We start from the raw sequence: 16,856 nt of genomic DNA, 5'->3' as shown, positions 1-16,856 counted from the left end.
CGACAGGAAGGAATACAGGATGCTCCAGAAGACCAGCGCCGTGACGGATTGTCCGACCGTGGGGATCTACCGGACCGAGATCCTGCCGCTGTCCGAAACCTTCGTGCGGGACCAGTCCCTGGCCCTGCAACGGTGGAAGCCGGTCATGATCGGCGAACGCCTGGTCGACCGGCTGCCCCTGGACGGACTGGCCGCCCGGACGCGCTATGTCGGTCCGGCGACGCTGCCCCAGCGCGCCCGCAGCCTGGTGGCCCGCACGCTGGACCTGGCGCCCCCCGGCCTGACCCGGATCGCGCATCATGTGCAGCCATCCCTGATCCATGCCCATTTCGGGTTCGACGGGGTCGAGGCATGGCATCTGGCCCGCTCGCTATCGGTGCCGCTGCTGGTGACGCTGCACGGGGCCGACATCACCACCCACATGGACTGGTTCGCCGCCGGACGGTCCGGGCGGCGCTGGAAGGCCTATCCCCGCCGCCTCGAACGGCTGGCGTCCCGGCCCGAGGTCAGTTTCGTGGCCGTGTCCGACCATATCCGCGACGCCGCGATTGCCGTGGGCCTGCCGCCGGACCGGGTCCATATTCGCCATATCGGCATCAATCCCGGCCGCTTCACCCCCCAGGACCCGTCGCCGGGCCGCCGGCCGCCGCTGATCCTGTTCCTGGGGCGGCTGGTCGAGAAGAAGGGATGCCGGTTCCTGATCGAGGCCTTCGGCCGGATCGGGCAAATCCTGCCGGCGGCGCGGCTGGTCGTGGCGGGCGACGGCCCCGAACGCCCGTTGCTGGAGGCGCAGGCCGCCACGATGGGCAACGTGGTCTTCACCGGCGCGGTGTCGCGCGACAGGGTGCAGGCGCTGATGGGCCAGGCGCGCGTCTTCTGCCTGCCCAGCATCACCGCGACCAGCGGCGACGCCGAGGGCCTGCCGCTGGTGCTGCTGGAGGCCCAGGCCAGCGGCGTCCCGGTCGTCACCTCGGCCCGGGGCGGCGTGACCGAGGGGATGATCGACGGCCGGACCGGCTACGCCTTTGCCGAGGGCGATGTCGACGCCCTGGCCGACCGGCTGCTGGCGGTGCTGACCGACGACGCCCTGGCCGACCGGCTGGGCGCCGCCGGCAGCCGCTTCGTGCGCCAGCAGCACGACATCCGGACCTGCACCGACGCGCTGGAAGATCTGTACGACCGCCTGGCGGGTACGCGCCCATGACCGGTATCGCCATCACCGTCATCATGCCGGTCTTCAACGCAGCCCCCTTCGTCGAGCGGGCGATCAGCTCGGTGCTGGTGCAGAGCCTGCCCGCCGCCGAGATCCTGGTGGTGGACGATTGTTCCAGCGATGCGACGCGCGACATCGTGGCGGCGCTGGCCCGGCGCCACCCCAGCGTGCGCCTGCTGTGCATGGCGGCGAACGGCGGCCCGGCGGCGGCGCGCAACATGGGCATCGCGCAGGCGACCGGCGACTGGATCGCAATCCTCGACGCCGACGACGCCTATGCGCCCGACCGGCTGGCGGCGCTGGCCGGCCTCGTCGCCTGCGACCCGGCGGCCGACATCGTGGCGGACGACCTGCTGGACTACGACGCGGCCGCCGCCCGGACGACCGGCCGCGCCATCGGCCCCGGGGCCATTCCCCCCGGCCCCGTCGCCGTCGAGACCTATCTGGCCCACAACCTGGCCGATGGACGCGGCCCCGACTGGGGATTGCTCAAGCCGATGATCCGGCGCGCCTTCCTGCTTTCATCGGGCATCCGCTACCCGACCGCGCAACGCCATGGCGAGGATTTCACCTTCATGGTGACCCTGCTGCTGCACGGGGCGCGCTTCAGGATCCTCGATACGGCGCATTATCTCTATACCCAGCGCGAAGGGGCCGTCAGCCGCAAGGCGTCGGACATGACGCGCACCACCATCGCCTATGGCGCGCTGGCGCGGGCGGCCATCGACCTCACCGCGCATCCGGCCATCCGGTCGGCCCCCGGCCTGGCCGCCCTGCTGCTGCGCCGCGCCGAGGGCCTGTCCCGGCTGGACGACGCGCATTTCTTTTCGCAGGCGATCCGTCGCGGGGCCGTCGGCGCCCTGGCGGCGCGTGCGCTGCGACGGCCGTCCTTCGTCCCGCGCATCGGGCGGCAGGTCGGCCGCGCACTCCACCGCCGCATCGCCATCTGGCGGTCGGCATGACCGGGCCGGCGCGGCCCGGCGGGACGAACAACATCTTTGACAGGAGTGGATCATGCAGATCGCGATGATTGGTGGTGGCTATGTCGGGCTGGTGTCGGGGGCCTGCTTCGCCGAATTCGGCACCGACGTGGCCATCGTCGAAACCGATCCCGGCCGGCTGGCGGCACTACGCGAAGGCCGGATCCCCATCTACGAACCCGGCCTGGACAAGCTGGTCGCCGACAATGTGGCCGCCGGGCGCCTGACCTTCGGCGACGACATCGAAAAGGCGGTGCAGGGGGCCGAGGCCATCTTCATCGCCGTGGGCACGCCGACCCGGCGCGGCGACGGCCATGCCGACCTGCGCTATGTCTATGCGGCGGCGGAACAGATCGCCAAATGCATGAACGACTACGCCGTCGTGGTCACGAAATCGACCGTTCCGGTCGGAACCGGGCGGCAGGTCTCCGACCTGATCCGCCGCGTCCGGCCGGACCTGGATTTCGACGTCGCCTCCAATCCGGAATTTCTGCGCGAAGGCAACGCCATTGGCGATTTCATGCGCCCCGACCGCGTCATCATCGGCACCGACACCACCCGGCCCGGCGGGGGCGAGCGCGCGCGCGAGATCCTGCGCCGCCTCTACCGGCCGCTCTACCTGATCGAAGCCCCGATCCTGTTCACCGGCCTGGAAACGGCGGAACTGGCGAAATACGCGGCCAACTCCTTCCTGGCGATGAAGGTGACCTTCATCAACGAAATCGCGGACCTGTGCGAGAAAGTCGGTGCCGAAGTCCACGATATCGCACGCGGTATCGGCCTGGACAACCGTATCGGCCGGAAATTCCTGCATCCCGGCCCGGGTTTCGGCGGGTCGTGCTTTCCCAAGGACACGCTGGCCCTGGTCCATATCGCGCAGGACGCGGGGTCGCCGATGCGCCTGATCGAAACGACGGTGGACATCAACGACACGCGCAAGACGCGCATGGCCGACCGCGTCATCGCGGCCTGCGGCGGCAGCGTGTCGGGCCTGACGATCGGCATCCTGGGCCTGACCTTCAAGCCGGAAACCGATGACATGCGCGAAGCTTCCTCGATTCCCATCCTGCACCGGCTGGCCGCCGCGGGGGCCAGCCTGCGCGCCTTCGACCCCGTCGGCATGGTCCCGGCCCGCCCCCTGCTGCCCGAGGCCACCCAGTACTGCACCGACCCGCTGGACGCGGCGGCCGGCGCGGATGCGCTTGTCGTCCTGACGGAATGGAACGAATTCCGGGCCCTGTCGCCATCCAGACTGCGCGACGTGATGAAAGGCGACGTCATCGTCGATCTGCGTAACATCTGGGACCCGCAGGCCATGCGGGCGCATGGCCTGCGCTACAGTTCCGTAGGCCGCCCGTAAAACCGGAAAGGGAACGGGCATGGGTGCGGGATATTGCATTTTATCCCGTTCCCGGTGCGGATTCTGAAATTCCCGTCACAAAAGAATGGACAGCGCCACAATTCGATCCTTATTGTCGATTCACACTGACATGTTCCAGATGCGCCCTTGGGTTTCCCGAGGGCGAACATGTGCGATGGTCCGTAAATCCGTTTTATAGTACGGCGTTTTACAATACCAGATCCATAGACCGACCGCGACACGCGGATGCCGGCCCTGGAGAGGTGCGCGCAAAGAGCGCCATTTCCAAGAAAAACACAAAAGAATTTATGACGTTTTTGAAACCTTCGTCTTAAAAAAGACGTTTTTCGGCCCTTAATTCCGGAGCGATCAGAACGGTCGTTATCGACAGTGGCGTGCCCCCAGGAGGTCCTCGCATGAGCGAATCATTCGGCCGGTTGCAGGACGCGATCAGCCTGTCGAACGACGGCCTTGTGGATGAACCCCAGCCATCGGGGGCGACCGGCGCCAGGTCTTACCCGTATCATCACCCGGTCATGGCCGGCGTGACCACCAGCCTCGACGCCTTCGGCGTCCTTGGCGCGACCATCCTGTGCACGCATGTCGAACCGACCATCCTGATGGGGAACGGACATGTGGCGCTGCCCCTGGCCGACCTGATGTCAGCCCTCGGGTTCCTGATGATCCCCAAAAAGCGTTCACTGCTCTATATCCCGAACATCCTTCATATTTCGGCACAGGTTCGATATCTGACGCCCCCGCTTGTGATGGGCGCATTGCTGCATTTCGTCGTCCTGTACATGCTGCACCGGCCCACGGCCCAGATCATTGCGCTGTCGCTGGTCTGGCTCGGGATCTGTGCCGCAACCCTGTGCGTGCTGCGCGGCGGCGAAATCCTGATCCTGCAACATCCTTCCGCCACGCGCCATCTGGCCCGGAACATTGCCGTGATCGGCAGCGACGAGGTCGCAACCAAGGTCGCGGCGCGCGTCGCCGAGGAAGCCGGCCCGACCTACCGGATGATCGGCGTGTTCGACGACCACGACACGGCGCTGGATTCCACCGTGACCGACGGCACGCTGGACGACCTGATTGCGCGCAGCCGGGAATCCCGTCTGCATGCGATCATCCTTGCCATTCCACCCAGTTCCGACCCAGTGGATCATGTCGCCGAAATCAGCTGGCGGCTCCGCAGCGTCCTGTCCGATGTCTATGTAATGCCCAATGTGGTGCATGGCATCGACGTGCTGCTGCCGATCGAACGGCTGGGGCCCTTCGCCCTGCTGGTGTTGCAGCGCCGGCCGCTGTCCGAGTGGCAGATCGTCCGCAAGACGATGCTGGACGTGGTTTTGGGCGCCACCGCCCTTGCGATGCTGGCCCCGCTGATGGGCCTGATCGCAATCGCCATCAAGATGACCTCGCCGGGTCCGGTATTCTTCAGGCAGCCCCGTCTGGGCTACAACAATCGCAACTTCATGGTGTTCAAGTTCCGCAGCATGTACGCCAACATGTCCGACGTGATGGCAGCCAGGCAGACGTCGCGCGACGATCCGCGCGTGACCCGGATCGGCAAATGGCTGCGGCGGCTGAGCCTGGACGAACTGCCGCAGCTTCTGAACGTCCTGCGCGGCGAGATGTCCCTGGTCGGTCCCCGCCCCCATGCCCCGCATACCCGCGCCGACGGCATGCTGCTGGACGATGCATTGGCCGAATATGTCATCCGCCATCAGGTCAAGCCGGGCATCACCGGCTGGGCCCAGGTCAACGGCGCGCGCGGCGAACTGGTGACGTTGGACGACCTGCGCCGGCGCGTGGAGTTCGACCTGGAATACATGCAGAAATGGTCACTGCGTTTCGACCTGAAGATCCTGGCCCTGACCGTCCTGCGCGAGGTTTTCAGCAAACATGCCTTCTGATGTGATCTCCCCCCCGGCGCGCGCGGCGGACGCGCCCCGCGATGCGTCCCCGCCGTTCGACGCGCTGCGCGTCATGGGGCTGCGCCTTCTGGACATTCCGCGCGACGCGCTGGCCGACACCGTGGCACAGGCCGCGCGGCGGGGCGGCAGGATGCTGGTCGTGAACGCCAACGCGCATTGCGTCGTCCTGTCGCAACGCGAGCGCTGGCTGCGCGACCTGTTCGACCGGGCGGATATCGCATTCTGCGACGGCGCGGGCGTCCAGCTTGCGGCGGCGTTCCTGATCGGCCGGCGGCCGCACCGCACCACCCCGCCCGAATGGATCGGTCCCGTCCTGCAACAGCTGGGCCGCGACGCATCATTGTTCTGGCTGGGCGGGACGCAGGACACCGCGGAACATGCCGCGCGTACCTACGAGCAACGCTACGGCGTCCGCACGGCGGGCGTGCGGAACGGATTTTTCGATGCCCGTCCCGGATCGGCGGACTCCGAGGACATCGTCCGGCAGATCAACGCCACGCGCCCGACCCTGCTGCTGGTGAATATGGGAATGCCCCGACAGGAACGGTGGCTTTACGATCACTGGGACCGTCTGCCGCCGACCATCGCCATCACCGCCGGCGCGCTGGTCGATCACGCGGCCGGCCGCGTCCGCCGGCCCCCGCGATGGGTCGCCAACATGGGCCTGGAATGGCTGGTCAGGCTGGTGCGCGAACCCAGGCGGCTGTGGCGTCGTTACCTGCTGGGGCTGCCGGTCTTCGGCCTGCATGTCCTGCGCTGGAAAATCCGGCCCGAGCGGCCGCAAGCCTGACGTCCACCCCGCCGACCCGGCCACGCGAGCCCCCTTTTTCCGGAAGTCGAGACCCGCATGAACGACCGCCTGTCGACGATCACCCTGAGCCAGCGCGACGGCAGGACCATCATCCTGCACGGCGTGCGCCTGCTGCGCCGCTATCACCGCCTGTTCCTCGCGGTCGGCATCGGCACCTTCATCGTGGGATGCGGGGCGACGCTGTCGCTCAGGCGGTCGTTCGTGGCCACCGCCACGGTCGTCGTCTCGCCGACCGTCAGCGATCCGGTCGGCACGCGCGGGGGGCAGCAGGCCGAAAGCCTGAGCGATGATGAACTGGCGACCCAGGCCGGGCTGCTGCAATCGCGCGATGTCGCGGCCGCCGTGCTGCACAGCCTGCCGGCACCGGCCGGCCGGACCGGCTTCAGCCTGAAAGGCATGCTCTGCGCGCACGGCCTGTACCCGGCCTGCCCGAAGGCGACCAGGGCCGACCCCGGCGCCGAGGCTCAGGCGCAGGTGGACAGGCTGCTGGCCGCCGTCACGATCGCGCCGATGCCGCGGTCGCGCATCATCAGCATCACCGTCAACGCCGATGACGGCCGGCGGGCCGCCGACCTGGCGAACGCGTTCGTCATTCAGTACCAGCAACTGGCCCTGGACCGGCAGCGGGCGGACCTGAACCGCACGGCGGCGTGGGTGGACAGCCGCACGGCGCAGCTGCGCGAACGGTGGCTGGAAGCCGCGACCAACGCCAGCACGTTCAACGCCACGCACAAGCTGTCCAACACCGGCGACGGCGCCGGCAACGGCCCGCTGATCGAACGGGAAATGTCGGAAACCGCCGTCAGCCTGACGCAGGCCCAGGGCCGCCTGGCGGCGGCCGAGGCCCGGGCCGACGCCCTGGCCCGCGCCAGCGCACGCGGCGAGGCCCGGGGGCTGGTCGCGCTGACCCAGCAGCCGATCCTGGTGGCGACCGCCAACACCCTGCAGCAACTGGACAGCGCGCGCATGCAGAAGGCCGCCGCCCTGGGGCCGCATCACCCCGACCTGGCCGGACTGGACCAGCAGATCGCCACCACGCGCGCCAGCCTGGCCGCCGAGACGCACGCGGCCCTGGCCTCGATCAACGAGGATGCGATGTCCGCCCGCGCCGAGGTCGCCCAACTGGCCCACGACCTGGACCGGCTGCGCCAGGAGGCCAGCAGCCAGGGCTCGCCGCAGGCGGAATATCGCATGCTGACGCAGGAGGCCCAGAGCGCGCGGGACGTGTACGAGGCCTTCCTCGAACGGTCGAAGGAACTGGTCGACCGGGTCGCCCTGCTGCAACCGCCGGTCGCCTTCGTCTCGCACGCCGCCGCCCCCGACAGCGCGACCTTCCCCAACCGCAGGAAGCTGCTGATGGGCGTCGTCGTGCTGTCGCTGGTGGCGGCCACCGGGGCGGTGTTCCTGCGCGACCTGTTTTCGTCGGGCTTCGGCGAGGTCGAACAACTGCGCGCGCTGGTCGGCCTGCCGCTGCTGACCGCCATTCCCCGGATTGCCGGGCGCGACCGCCGGTCCGTGCGGCGCCATGTCTTGGACAACCCGTTTTCTCCCGCCAGCGAAGCCGTACGCAGCCTGCTGGCGCAGTTGTCGCTGTCCGCGCCGAAGACCACCGGCCGGGGACGGGTCGTCGTCGTCGCCTCGGCCTCGGCCGGCGAGGGCAAGAGTTCGCTGGCGGCCTGGCTGGCGGGCCTGGCCCGCACGGGCGGCCAGCCGGTGCTGGTCATCGACGGCGACCATCGCGAAGGCACGCCCGGCCGCTCGCCCCTTTGTCCCGGCTTGACCGAACTGCTGGCAGGCGAAGCGTCGGTGGGCGAGGTGGTGCGCCCGGACCCCGAAACCGGTGTCGATTTCCTGCCCGCCGGCGCGCCCAAGCTGTTTCCCTTCGACACCACGGAAATCGCGCGCCTGCGCGAGATGCTGAAAGAGCTTGGCCGGTCCTACAGCCTGATCGTCATCGACAGCCCGCCGCTGCTGGCCATGCCGGACGGGCTGGTCTACGGCGCGCTGGCCGACCAGACGGTCTTCATCTGCCGCTGGCTCAGCACCTCGCGCAGCGCCGTCCTGTCGTCCATTGAGCGCCTGCGCTCCTACGGCGCCCATGTCTCGGGCGTCGTAGTCTCGATGGCCGAGGAACACGCAACGGCGCATCCCGGCGCACGATACGGCCGCCAGGATACGCGGCGCATCGCTCTGCATCACAATTCATGAGGGATCGGTATTGAAAGTTCTTCATATCGTCCGCCAGTTCAGCCCGTCGGTCGGCGGGCTGGAGGATTCGGTCCTGAGCCTGGCGCGGATCCAGCGGGAAAGCCTGGGCCTCGACGCGCGGGTGCTGACGCTGGACCGGGTCTTCGGCCAGCCGGACCGCCTGTCACCCACGGAAACCGTGCAGGGCGTGCCGGTCCGGCGCATCGCCTGGCGGGGATCGACCCGCTACCCGGTCGCACCCGGCGTCTTCCGCCATCTGGGCGACGCCGACCTGGTGCATGTCCATGCCATCGACTTCTTCTTCGACGCCCTGGCGCTGACGCGATGGCTGCACCGCCGGCCGCTGGTGGCCTCGACGCATGGCGGCTTCTTCCACACGCAGGCGTTGCATGCGATCAAGGCGCTGTGGTTCGGCTCGGTCACCCGCGCCTCGGTCCGCGGCTACGACCGCATCGTGGCGTGCAGCCACAGCGACGCCCTGATGTTCGACAAGGTGGCGCGCGGCCGGCTGACGACCATCGAGAACGGCATCAACCAGGATAAATTCCGCAACGCGGCCTCGGGCGCGCCTACGCGGACCATCATCAGCTTCGGCCGGTTTTCCCGCCACAAGCAGATCGACCGGCTGTTTCCCCTGCTGGCGCGGCTACGCATGGAGGGCGCGGACTGGCGCCTGATCGTGGCCGGCCGTCCCGCCGACCAGACCGAACAGGACCTGGCGGCGGCGGCCCGGGCGGCCGGCGTGGGCGACGCCGTGCGCTTCGTCATCGGGCCGTCGGATACGGAATTGCGGGCCCTGCTGGGTCAGGCCAGCTATTACGGCTGCCTGTCGCGGCACGAGGGGTTCGGACTGGCCGCCGTCGAGGCCCTGTCGGCCGGGCTGATCCCGATCGTCAGCGACATCGTGCCGTTCCGCCGCCTGGTCACCCAGACCGGCATCGGCGTCATCGGCTCGCCCGAAGACACGGACGGCATCGCCCGAAACGTCCTGGCCGCCCATGGCGACGACCATGTGCGCGCGGTGCGCGAGCAGGCCATCGCGGCGGCGGCGGCCTATGACTGGAACGACGTCGCGCGGCGCTATGCCGACCTGTATCGCGACGTGCTGACCCATGCCGGGCAGAATCCGGCGCCGATCCGCGCAATGCCCGTCGATGCGGCACAGCGGGGCACCCTGTCCTGATGATCGGGCGACCGGCGGCGAGAAACCGATTCCGTCTGGCCATCCGCGCGGTCGCGGCCCTGCCCTGCCTGCTCGCGGGACCATCGGCGCGGGCACAGCTGATTTCGCAATATTTTCCGGTCGATCTTCCCGGCTATACCGCTCCGGACCTGGCCGATACGGTCACCATGCGCCAGTTGCTGCAGCACCAGCCCACCGGCATCCATGTCGGCAGCTTCGTCGTCCGGCCGTCGGCCTCGTTCAATGCCGGATACAACACCAACACCCTGGCCACCCCCAACACCCAGAGCGCCGAACTGGACAGCAACGGCGGCGTGCGGATCAATTCGGACTGGAGCCGCCATGCGCTGGGCGTGTTCGCCAGCGTGGGCGACCGGCGCTTTCCCGAAATCCCGGTGGCGAACTACACCAACTGGACGACCGGGGCCGGCGGGTCGTTGTCCCTGGGCCGCGACACGCTGTCGGCGGGCTATACGCATTACGTGCTGCACCTGAATTCCACGGATCTGGGGAATTTCGGCGTGTCGCGCCCGGTGCCCTACACGGCCGACGATTACCGCCTGACCTATAACAGGCTGTTCGGGCGCTTCAGCCTGAGCCCCTCGGCGATCTACCAGGATTTCTCGTTCGGCAAGGCGACGGGGGGCGGCATCGACACCGATTACGGCAGCCTGAGCCACCATCTGGAAACCGGCATGCTGACATCGCGCTTCGAACTGTCGACCGGCAACGCCGCCGTGCTGATCCTGCGCGCCTCGGCGGCGCAGTTCGTGCCGACCCAGGGGGAAACGCCGAATGACTATGTCGATGGGGCGGCCTTCGCCGGGCTGGACCTGAATGGGGATTCGGTCGTCCGCTACCGCCTGCTGGCGGGGGGCGAGACCCGCCATTTCACCCGCAGCCCGGCCCCCGCCGTGACCACGCCGACATTCGAGATCGACACGATCTGGACCCCGACCCTGCTGGATACGGTCACCGTGTTCTTCTACCGCCGCATCATCGACCCGACCTCGCCCTTCGCGCGCAACCAGACGGTGACGGACGGACGTATCCAGATCGACCACGAACTGCGCCGGAACATCGTGCTGCGGGGGTTCGCCGAGGGCGGCATGAGCGTCACCGGGCAGACCGTGGCCGGCACGCAATCGCGCACCCAGACGCTGTTCAAATTCGGGGCATCGGTCAACTGGACGATAAATCGCTACCTCACCGCCAACCTGTCCTTCAGCCATGTCAACAACTATTCCCACGGCGGCCAGACGTCCGACCCGCTGTTCAACGACCGGAAATCGACCTTTGCCAGCAACTATGTCGCCATCGGGTTCAATTTCGCCGAATAGCCATCATGACCGGAGAGTGAAGATGACCGTGCAGAAAGATCGCCCCCACACGGCCCCATCGCCGCGCCGCATCCGTTGGCCCGGTGTCGGCGTGCTGGCGATGCTGCTGTCGGGATGCGCCGGCCAGCTTCCGCCCCTGCCGCCGCCCACCCCCGGCGCGTACCGGCTGGGCGCCGGCGACCAGTTGCGGGTGCTGACCTATAACGACCTGCAACTCAGCAACACGTTCACCGTCGGCGACAACGGCCAGATCGCGTTCCCCCTGATCGGCTCGCTGCAGGCATCGGGCCTGACGACCCGCGAGCTGCAGGCGCTGATCGTGGACCAGTTGACCAGCAAGGGCATCCTCAACCGCCCCAGCGTCTCGGTCGAGGTCACCCAGTACCGGCCGATCTTCGTGCTGGGCGAGGTCGCCCATCCCGGCCAGTATCCCTACATGCCCGGCATGACCATGCTCAGCGCCGTCGCGCTGGCCGGCGGCTATACCTACCGCGCGGTGACCGACCATGCCGGCGACGTCCGCAGCGACGCGGGCGGGTCCGGCCGGACGATCGAGGGCCGGGTACGGCGCGATTCCCTGCTGCAACCCGGCGACGTCATCACCATCTACGAACGGTATTTCTGACGCCTGGCCGGACGTCAGTGCCCGCCGAACGCCGGCAGGTCGTCCTCTTCAGCGATCGCCGACAGGTCGGGCGTGTCCATCGCGCTACGCACGCCCCATTCGCAGAACAGCACCGACACCCCGGCCACCACCGCCAGGTCCCAGCCATAAGGAATCCACCCCAGCCCGCCGAACGGCCGGCTGCCGACATAGGACAGGGCGGCGATCGTCGGCAGATAGACCATGAACCAGACCGCATGGCGGCAGGCGGCGCGATGGCGCTCCCAGCCATCATGCCGGCGGAACCAGGCATAGACCGGCAGGAACATCAGCAGCAGCAGGATGATGTCGCCGCTGAGCGGCCAGCGCGCCCAGTACAGCAGCAGCGACGAGAACACGAACGCCAGCGTGCCGGTGACGCGCATCGCCGGCACCCGGACCGGACGCGCGTGCTCCGGCATGCTGTACCGCAGCGACAGCGCCGAAATCGGGATCATCAGGTAGGAAATGATCGTACAGACCGAAATGACCGACGCCAGGATGCCCCAGCCCCGGAAGAAATAGAGAAACGCGAACGACACGCCCAGGTTGAACCACAACGCCGGGCGCGGCACGCCGTACAGCGGATGGATGCGGCCCAGCACCGCCGGCATCGTCCCGTTGCGCTGCATGCCCAGCGTCATGCGCGCGCTGGTCGCCATGTCGGTCGTCCCCGTTCCGCTGGGCGAGACGAAGGCATCGAAATACAGCACCATCGCCAGCCAGTTGAGGTTGAAGGCGACGGCCAGTTCCGCGAACGGCGAGGAAAACGCAAGGCCGGCCCATCCCCCGGCCCCAGGCCGGACCGCGCCCAGATAGGCGAATTGCAGCAGCAGATACACGATCGTCGCGATCCCGACCGAACCGAGGACGGCGAAGGGAATGGTCCGGCCCGGATCACGGGCCTCGCCCGCCAGGTTCAACGGGCTCTGGAACCCGTTGAAGGCGAAGACGATGCCCGAGGTCGCAACCGCCGTCAGGATCCCCGACAGGCCGTAGGGCATGAACCCGCCGGTATCGCTGCCGACCAGGTTGCCGGCATGGAAGCTGCTGAGCATCAGGGCCACGGCCGTGGTGGTGGGCACGATGATCTTGAACAGCGTCACCAGCACGTTGACGCGGGCGAACAGCCGTATCCCCCACAGGTTGAGCAGGAAATACACCACCACCAGGCCCGCCGCCACGGCCAGGCCCGACGATGTCAGCTCGCCGCCCTGATAGAGCTGTCGCGCCCAGGGATAGGACCACGAGCTCATGTACTGGACCGAGGCCTCGGCCTCGATCGGGACCACGCTGACGATCGCGATCCAGTTGGCGCTGGCCGCCATGAAGCCGATCAACGGCCCGTGCGTGACATTGGCGTACCGCACCATCCCGCCCGCCACCGGGAACATCGCGCCCAGTTCGGTGGCCACGCCGGCGATGACCAGGGCGATGAACGCCCCTAGCAGCCACGCCAGGCTGGCGGCCGGCCCGGCCGTCGCCGCCGCGCGCTGGGCGCCGAACAGCCAGCCCGACCCGATCATGGCGCTGAGCCCGGTGAACAGCAGTTGCCAGGGGCCGAGGGCGCGATTCAGATGGGGTGACACGTCTGGACGTTTCCTTGCGAATGAAAATGAAGGCAGGGCAGGCAGCGGCCGACCGGCACCGTTCCGAAGCCGGATCGACCAGCATTACGACATCGCGCCGGCCTCGTCACGGGTGGCGGGTCACCCCAGGGCCTCGGTCAGCAGGCCGCCCAGCAGGGTCATGCCGTGCACGATCGTAGCCTCGTCCTGCGTCGAATAGCTGATCCGGGCATGATTGGCGTGCCCGGCGACCGGGAAGAAGCTTTCGCCGGGCACATAGGCCAGCCTCGCGCGCGGCAGCATCGTTTCCGCCATGAAGCGCGCCGCGTCGAAGCCGGCCGGGAAGGTCGGGTCCTCGGTGATGACGACGTCACCCGGATCGAGCATCATCTTCGCCACCAGGTCCAGCCCCTGCTGCCCCCCGTTCAGGATCGGCGTCGCACGCAATCCCGTCGCGCCACGCCCGTTCCGCGATCTGGGCGCGCAGCGGCGCAATGCCGTTGGAGACGATATATTGCAACGCCGTGGCGCCCTGGGCCGCCAGCACGTCGCCGAACAGGCGGGACAGCGCATCGGTGGGAAACAGGGAAGCGTCGGGGTAGCCCCCACCGAACGAGATCACGTCCGGATCGGCGCCCAGGCGCAGCAGTTCGCGGATGGCCGACGGCCCGACATGCTGCATCCGGCTGGCAAACTGGAACGTCATGACTCCATCCCGCGCGCAACACCCCATCGAAACGGCCCCACACCATTTCGCGAGCACGCGCCTTATAGGATCCTGCCCCCGCTGGCTACCCGACGGGGACGGCACCGGCGGCGCTCAGAACCATGCCGCGGAAAAATCGGACCAATATAATTTGCACATATAAGGATATCGTTATATGTATCCGCCATGCATCGTCCGCTGCTCATCTTTCAGGCGCTGGCCGACCCGACCCGCCTGCGTATCCTGGCGCTGCTGCGGTCGATGGAACTCTCGGTCGGCGAAATCGCCCAGGTGCTGGGGCAGAGCCAGCCGCGCGTGTCCCGCCATGTCAAAATCCTGGTCAATGCCGGCCTGGCCGAGCGGCGCAAGGAAGGCAGCTGGGTCTTCCTGACCCTGGGACCGGCGCAGGACCTGGCGCCGGTCTTCGCTGCAATCGACCAATGGACGCGGGGCGACGGCCCGGACGCCGATGCCGATATCGCCCGGCTGAAGGCGGTGCGGGCGGTGCGCGCCAGCGCCGCCGAGGAATATTTCGAGACCCATGCGGCGGAATGGGACGCCATTCGCTCGCTCCACGTCGCCGAAGGCGACGTCGAGGCCGCGATCGAACGGGTGCTGGCGCCCGAGCCGATCGGCCGGCTGGTGGATATCGGCACCGGTACCGGCCGGATGATGGAATTGCTGGGCCGCAAGGCGGAGTGCGCCATCGGCTTCGACCGCAGCCCGGCCATGCTGCGCCTGGCGCGCACCAAGCTGGCCCAGGCCGGGCTGGACCGCGCCGAACTGCGGCAGGGCGATATCTACGCCCTGCCCCTGCCCGCCGGGTCGGCGGACGTCGCCATCATGCACCAGGTGCTGCATTACGCGCAGCATCCCGCCGCCGCGATCGCCGAGGCCGCGCGCCTGCTGGACGCGGGCGGCCGCCTGCTGATCGTCGATTTCGCGGCCCACGACCGCGAGGACCTGCGCGACCGCGATGCCCATGTCCGCCTGGGCTTCACGGACGGGCAGATGGCGGCGTGGTTCAAGGCCGCCGGCCTGTCCTGCGCGCGCCCCACGCATCTCGACGGCGAACTGACCGTCAAGCTGTGGCTGGGTCGCCGCCCTCCCGCAAAAATCCAGAGCTTTTCATAAAGGAGCCGGCTGCATGCCATTCCCCCTTACCGCCGTGCGTCCGCTGTCGCATGTCCCCGCCCTGGGCCCGGTCGAGGTTTCGTTCGAATTCTTTCCGCCCAAGAGCACGAAGATGGAAGACGGCCTGCGGCAGACGGTCGGGGCGCTGGCGCCGCTGGGGCCACGCTTCCTGTCGGTCACCTATGGCGCGGGCGGCTCGACGCGCGACCGCACGCTGGCGACCATCGCGGCCCTGGCCCACGACACCTCGGTGCCGGTAGCGGCGCACCTGACCTGCGTCGATGCGACACGGGGGCAGGTCGACGACGTGGCGCGGGCCTACTGGGCGGCCGGCATACGCCATATCGTGGCCCTGCGCGGCGACCCCACGACGCCGGGCAGCCGCTTCGTGCCGCATCCGGACGGATACGAGAACGCGGCGGCGCTGGTGGCGGGGCTGCGGCGGATCGCGCCGTTCGAGATCTCGGTCGCGGCCTATCCCGAAACCCATCCCGACGCCGCCAGCCCACAGGCGGACCTGGACAATCTGAAGGCCAAGATCGACGCGGGCGCCACCCGGGCGATCACGCAGTTTTTCTTCGAGGCCGAAACCTTCCTGCGCTTTCGCGACAGGGCCGCCGCCGCCGGCATCGACGCTGAAATCCTGCCCGGCATCCTGCCGGTGGCCAACATCGCCCAGGCCTATAAATTCGCCGACATGTGCGGCGCGCGCGTTCCCGACTGGATGCGCCGCCTGTTCGACGGGCTGGACGACCAGCCCGCGACGCGCGCGCTGGTCACCACGGCGACGGCGGCCGAACTGTGCCGCCAGTTGCGGGCGGGGGGCGTGTCGCGGTTCCATTTCTATACGCTCAACCGCGCAGAGGCCTGCCAGGCGCTGTGCCGGCTGCTGGTCAACCCGCAATAACACTGCGCCGCATCGCGAAAATCTTTCCCGATCGTGGCAACTGTGATGGGCGCCGGGCGATGAGTGGTCATCCGGGACCCGCACCTGCGTCCCGGCTCCATCAGGAAGACGTCCCGCAATGTGGATCGACAACGCGACACGGTTTCTGCGCCCCCTCACACTCGGGGCGTGCATCGCCATCGTGCCGCTGGCCGCGTGCAGTTCCGCCAGCGGCGACGGGGACGACGCCCCCCGCGACCACAAGGTCATCGTCGTTCCACGCGGCACCGACGTTGTCTGCCCCGACGGCACCCATCCCCCCTGCCCCTGAGAGTATCCGTTGTGATCAAGCGGCTTTTGGCGTCCAGAGGCGGTTGTCCCGCAACAGCGCGTTGGCGAGAACGATGAGTTTTCGCATGATGGCGGTAATGGCGACTTTGGCGTGCTTTCCGATGGTGGTCAGTCGGTCGTAGAGCCGCTTGAGATCGGAGTTGAAGCGCATGGCGACGATGGCTGGCATGTAGAGTGCTTGCCGGATGGCAGCCCTGCCGCCCTGAATGAAACTTCTTCCCCGCCATGTTCCGGACTGGCGGGTGATCGGGGCGAGCCCGGCCAGAGCGGCAGCCTGGCCTTCCTCCATCGTGCCGAGTTCCGGCATGTCGGCCAGCAGCGCGTGGGCCGTGATCAGGCCAAGACCCGGGATGCTGGCCAGCACGTCCCGCCGGCGAGACAGGTGCGGGTCTTCTGCCACCAACGCTGCGATGGCGGCATCGAGAGAAGCGATCTGCACTTCAATCTGCCGCAAACGATGTCGGCCATGGCGTTTCAGCAAGTCGATCGTCAAGGTTTTGAGGCGATTGCTCGTTGCCGTCCGGTCTCGCATCAGA

At 68.2% G+C, this 16,856-nt stretch carries 16 protein-coding genes; 12 read left to right on the top strand and 4 right to left on the bottom strand.

The features are described 5' to 3' along the window. The first annotated feature begins 19 nt into the window (after positions 1-19). The 9 genes from HLH21_RS03605 (at position 20) to HLH21_RS03565 (ending at position 11,657) form a co-directional block, all read left to right on the top strand. Positions 20-1,204: a glycosyltransferase gene (locus HLH21_RS03605; protein ID WP_182941412.1), complete on the top strand. Its 1,185-nt coding sequence runs from the start codon at positions 20-22 to the stop codon at positions 1,202-1,204. Beyond that, positions 1,201-2,175 carry a glycosyltransferase family 2 protein gene (locus HLH21_RS03600; RefSeq protein WP_182941410.1) on the top strand — a complete coding sequence of 325 codons (975 nt, stop codon included), beginning with the start codon at positions 1,201-1,203 and terminating at the stop codon, positions 2,173-2,175. Before HLH21_RS03605 ends, HLH21_RS03600 begins: the two co-directional genes overlap by 4 nt. Before the next feature lie 52 nt (positions 2,176-2,227). Further along, positions 2,228-3,553, top strand: coding sequence for a UDP-glucose dehydrogenase family protein (locus HLH21_RS03595; RefSeq protein ID WP_182941408.1), 1,326 nt, complete (start codon positions 2,228-2,230; stop codon positions 3,551-3,553). A 416-nt stretch (positions 3,554-3,969) separates the two neighbouring features. Next, on the top strand, positions 3,970-5,469 hold the full coding sequence (locus HLH21_RS03590) for an exopolysaccharide biosynthesis polyprenyl glycosylphosphotransferase (protein ID WP_220789660.1): 1,500 nt from the start codon (positions 3,970-3,972) through the stop codon (positions 5,467-5,469). Beyond that, positions 5,459-6,280, top strand: coding sequence for a WecB/TagA/CpsF family glycosyltransferase (locus tag HLH21_RS03585; RefSeq protein WP_182941396.1), 822 nt, complete (start codon positions 5,459-5,461; stop codon positions 6,278-6,280). The genes HLH21_RS03590 and HLH21_RS03585 overlap by 11 nt, the downstream gene beginning before the upstream one ends. 57 nt (positions 6,281-6,337) lie before the next feature. Beyond that, entirely contained in the window at positions 6,338-8,509 is a 2,172-nt protein-coding gene (locus HLH21_RS03580) for a GumC family protein (protein ID WP_182941395.1), read from the top strand. A 10-nt stretch (positions 8,510-8,519) separates the two neighbouring features. Then, positions 8,520-9,692, top strand: coding sequence for a glycosyltransferase family 4 protein (locus tag HLH21_RS03575; protein ID WP_182941393.1), 1,173 nt, complete (start codon positions 8,520-8,522; stop codon positions 9,690-9,692). Beyond that, complete coding sequence (locus tag HLH21_RS03570; protein ID WP_182941391.1) at positions 9,692-11,032, top strand: outer membrane beta-barrel protein; 1,341 nt, start codon at positions 9,692-9,694, stop codon at positions 11,030-11,032. Before HLH21_RS03575 ends, HLH21_RS03570 begins: the two co-directional genes overlap by 1 nt. 22 nt (positions 11,033-11,054) lie before the next feature. Next, complete coding sequence (locus HLH21_RS03565; protein ID WP_182941389.1) at positions 11,055-11,657, top strand: polysaccharide biosynthesis/export family protein; 603 nt, start codon at positions 11,055-11,057, stop codon at positions 11,655-11,657. 14 nt (positions 11,658-11,671) lie between these two features. Here HLH21_RS03565 and HLH21_RS03560 read toward each other — a convergent pair whose 3' ends face one another. From HLH21_RS03560 to HLH21_RS16875, 3 genes are all read right to left on the bottom strand, one after another. Beyond that, positions 11,672-13,264, bottom strand: coding sequence for an APC family permease (locus HLH21_RS03560; RefSeq protein WP_182941387.1), 1,593 nt, complete (start codon positions 13,262-13,264; stop codon positions 11,672-11,674). Between the two features lie 120 nt (positions 13,265-13,384). Beyond that, positions 13,385-13,642 carry a hypothetical protein gene (locus HLH21_RS16880; protein ID WP_220789659.1) on the bottom strand — a complete coding sequence of 86 codons (258 nt, stop codon included), beginning with the start codon at positions 13,640-13,642 and terminating at the stop codon, positions 13,385-13,387. Then, on the bottom strand, positions 13,614-13,949 hold the full coding sequence (locus tag HLH21_RS16875; RefSeq protein WP_220789658.1) for a hypothetical protein: 336 nt from the start codon (positions 13,947-13,949) through the stop codon (positions 13,614-13,616). The genes HLH21_RS16880 and HLH21_RS16875 overlap by 29 nt, the downstream gene beginning before the upstream one ends. Before the next feature lie 186 nt (positions 13,950-14,135). On the opposite strand from HLH21_RS16875, the gene HLH21_RS03550 reads away from it, so the two are divergent. From HLH21_RS03550 to HLH21_RS03540, 3 genes are all read left to right on the top strand, one after another. Then, a complete protein-coding gene (locus HLH21_RS03550) occupies positions 14,136-15,083 on the top strand; it encodes an ArsR/SmtB family transcription factor (RefSeq protein ID WP_182941385.1) in 948 nt (315 codons plus the stop codon). Between the two features lie 13 nt (positions 15,084-15,096). Continuing rightward, positions 15,097-15,990: a methylenetetrahydrofolate reductase [NAD(P)H] gene (gene metF, locus HLH21_RS03545; protein ID WP_182941383.1), complete on the top strand. Its 894-nt coding sequence runs from the start codon at positions 15,097-15,099 to the stop codon at positions 15,988-15,990. Positions 15,991-16,108: 118 nt separating this feature from the next. Continuing rightward, positions 16,109-16,300, top strand: a complete 192-nt coding sequence (locus HLH21_RS03540; RefSeq protein ID WP_182941711.1) for a hypothetical protein — start codon at positions 16,109-16,111, stop codon at positions 16,298-16,300. Positions 16,301-16,315: 15 nt separating this feature from the next. Here HLH21_RS03540 and HLH21_RS03535 read toward each other — a convergent pair. Continuing rightward, on the bottom strand, positions 16,316-16,856 hold a 541-nt coding region (locus tag HLH21_RS03535), incomplete at its 5' end, for a transposase (protein ID WP_182941381.1).

The sequence above is a fragment of the Gluconacetobacter johannae genome, from assembly GCF_014174305.1.
In the GTDB taxonomy this organism is placed as follows: domain Bacteria; phylum Pseudomonadota; class Alphaproteobacteria; order Acetobacterales; family Acetobacteraceae; genus Gluconacetobacter; species Gluconacetobacter johannae.
This window is presented reverse-complemented; position numbering and strand designations above follow the sequence as displayed.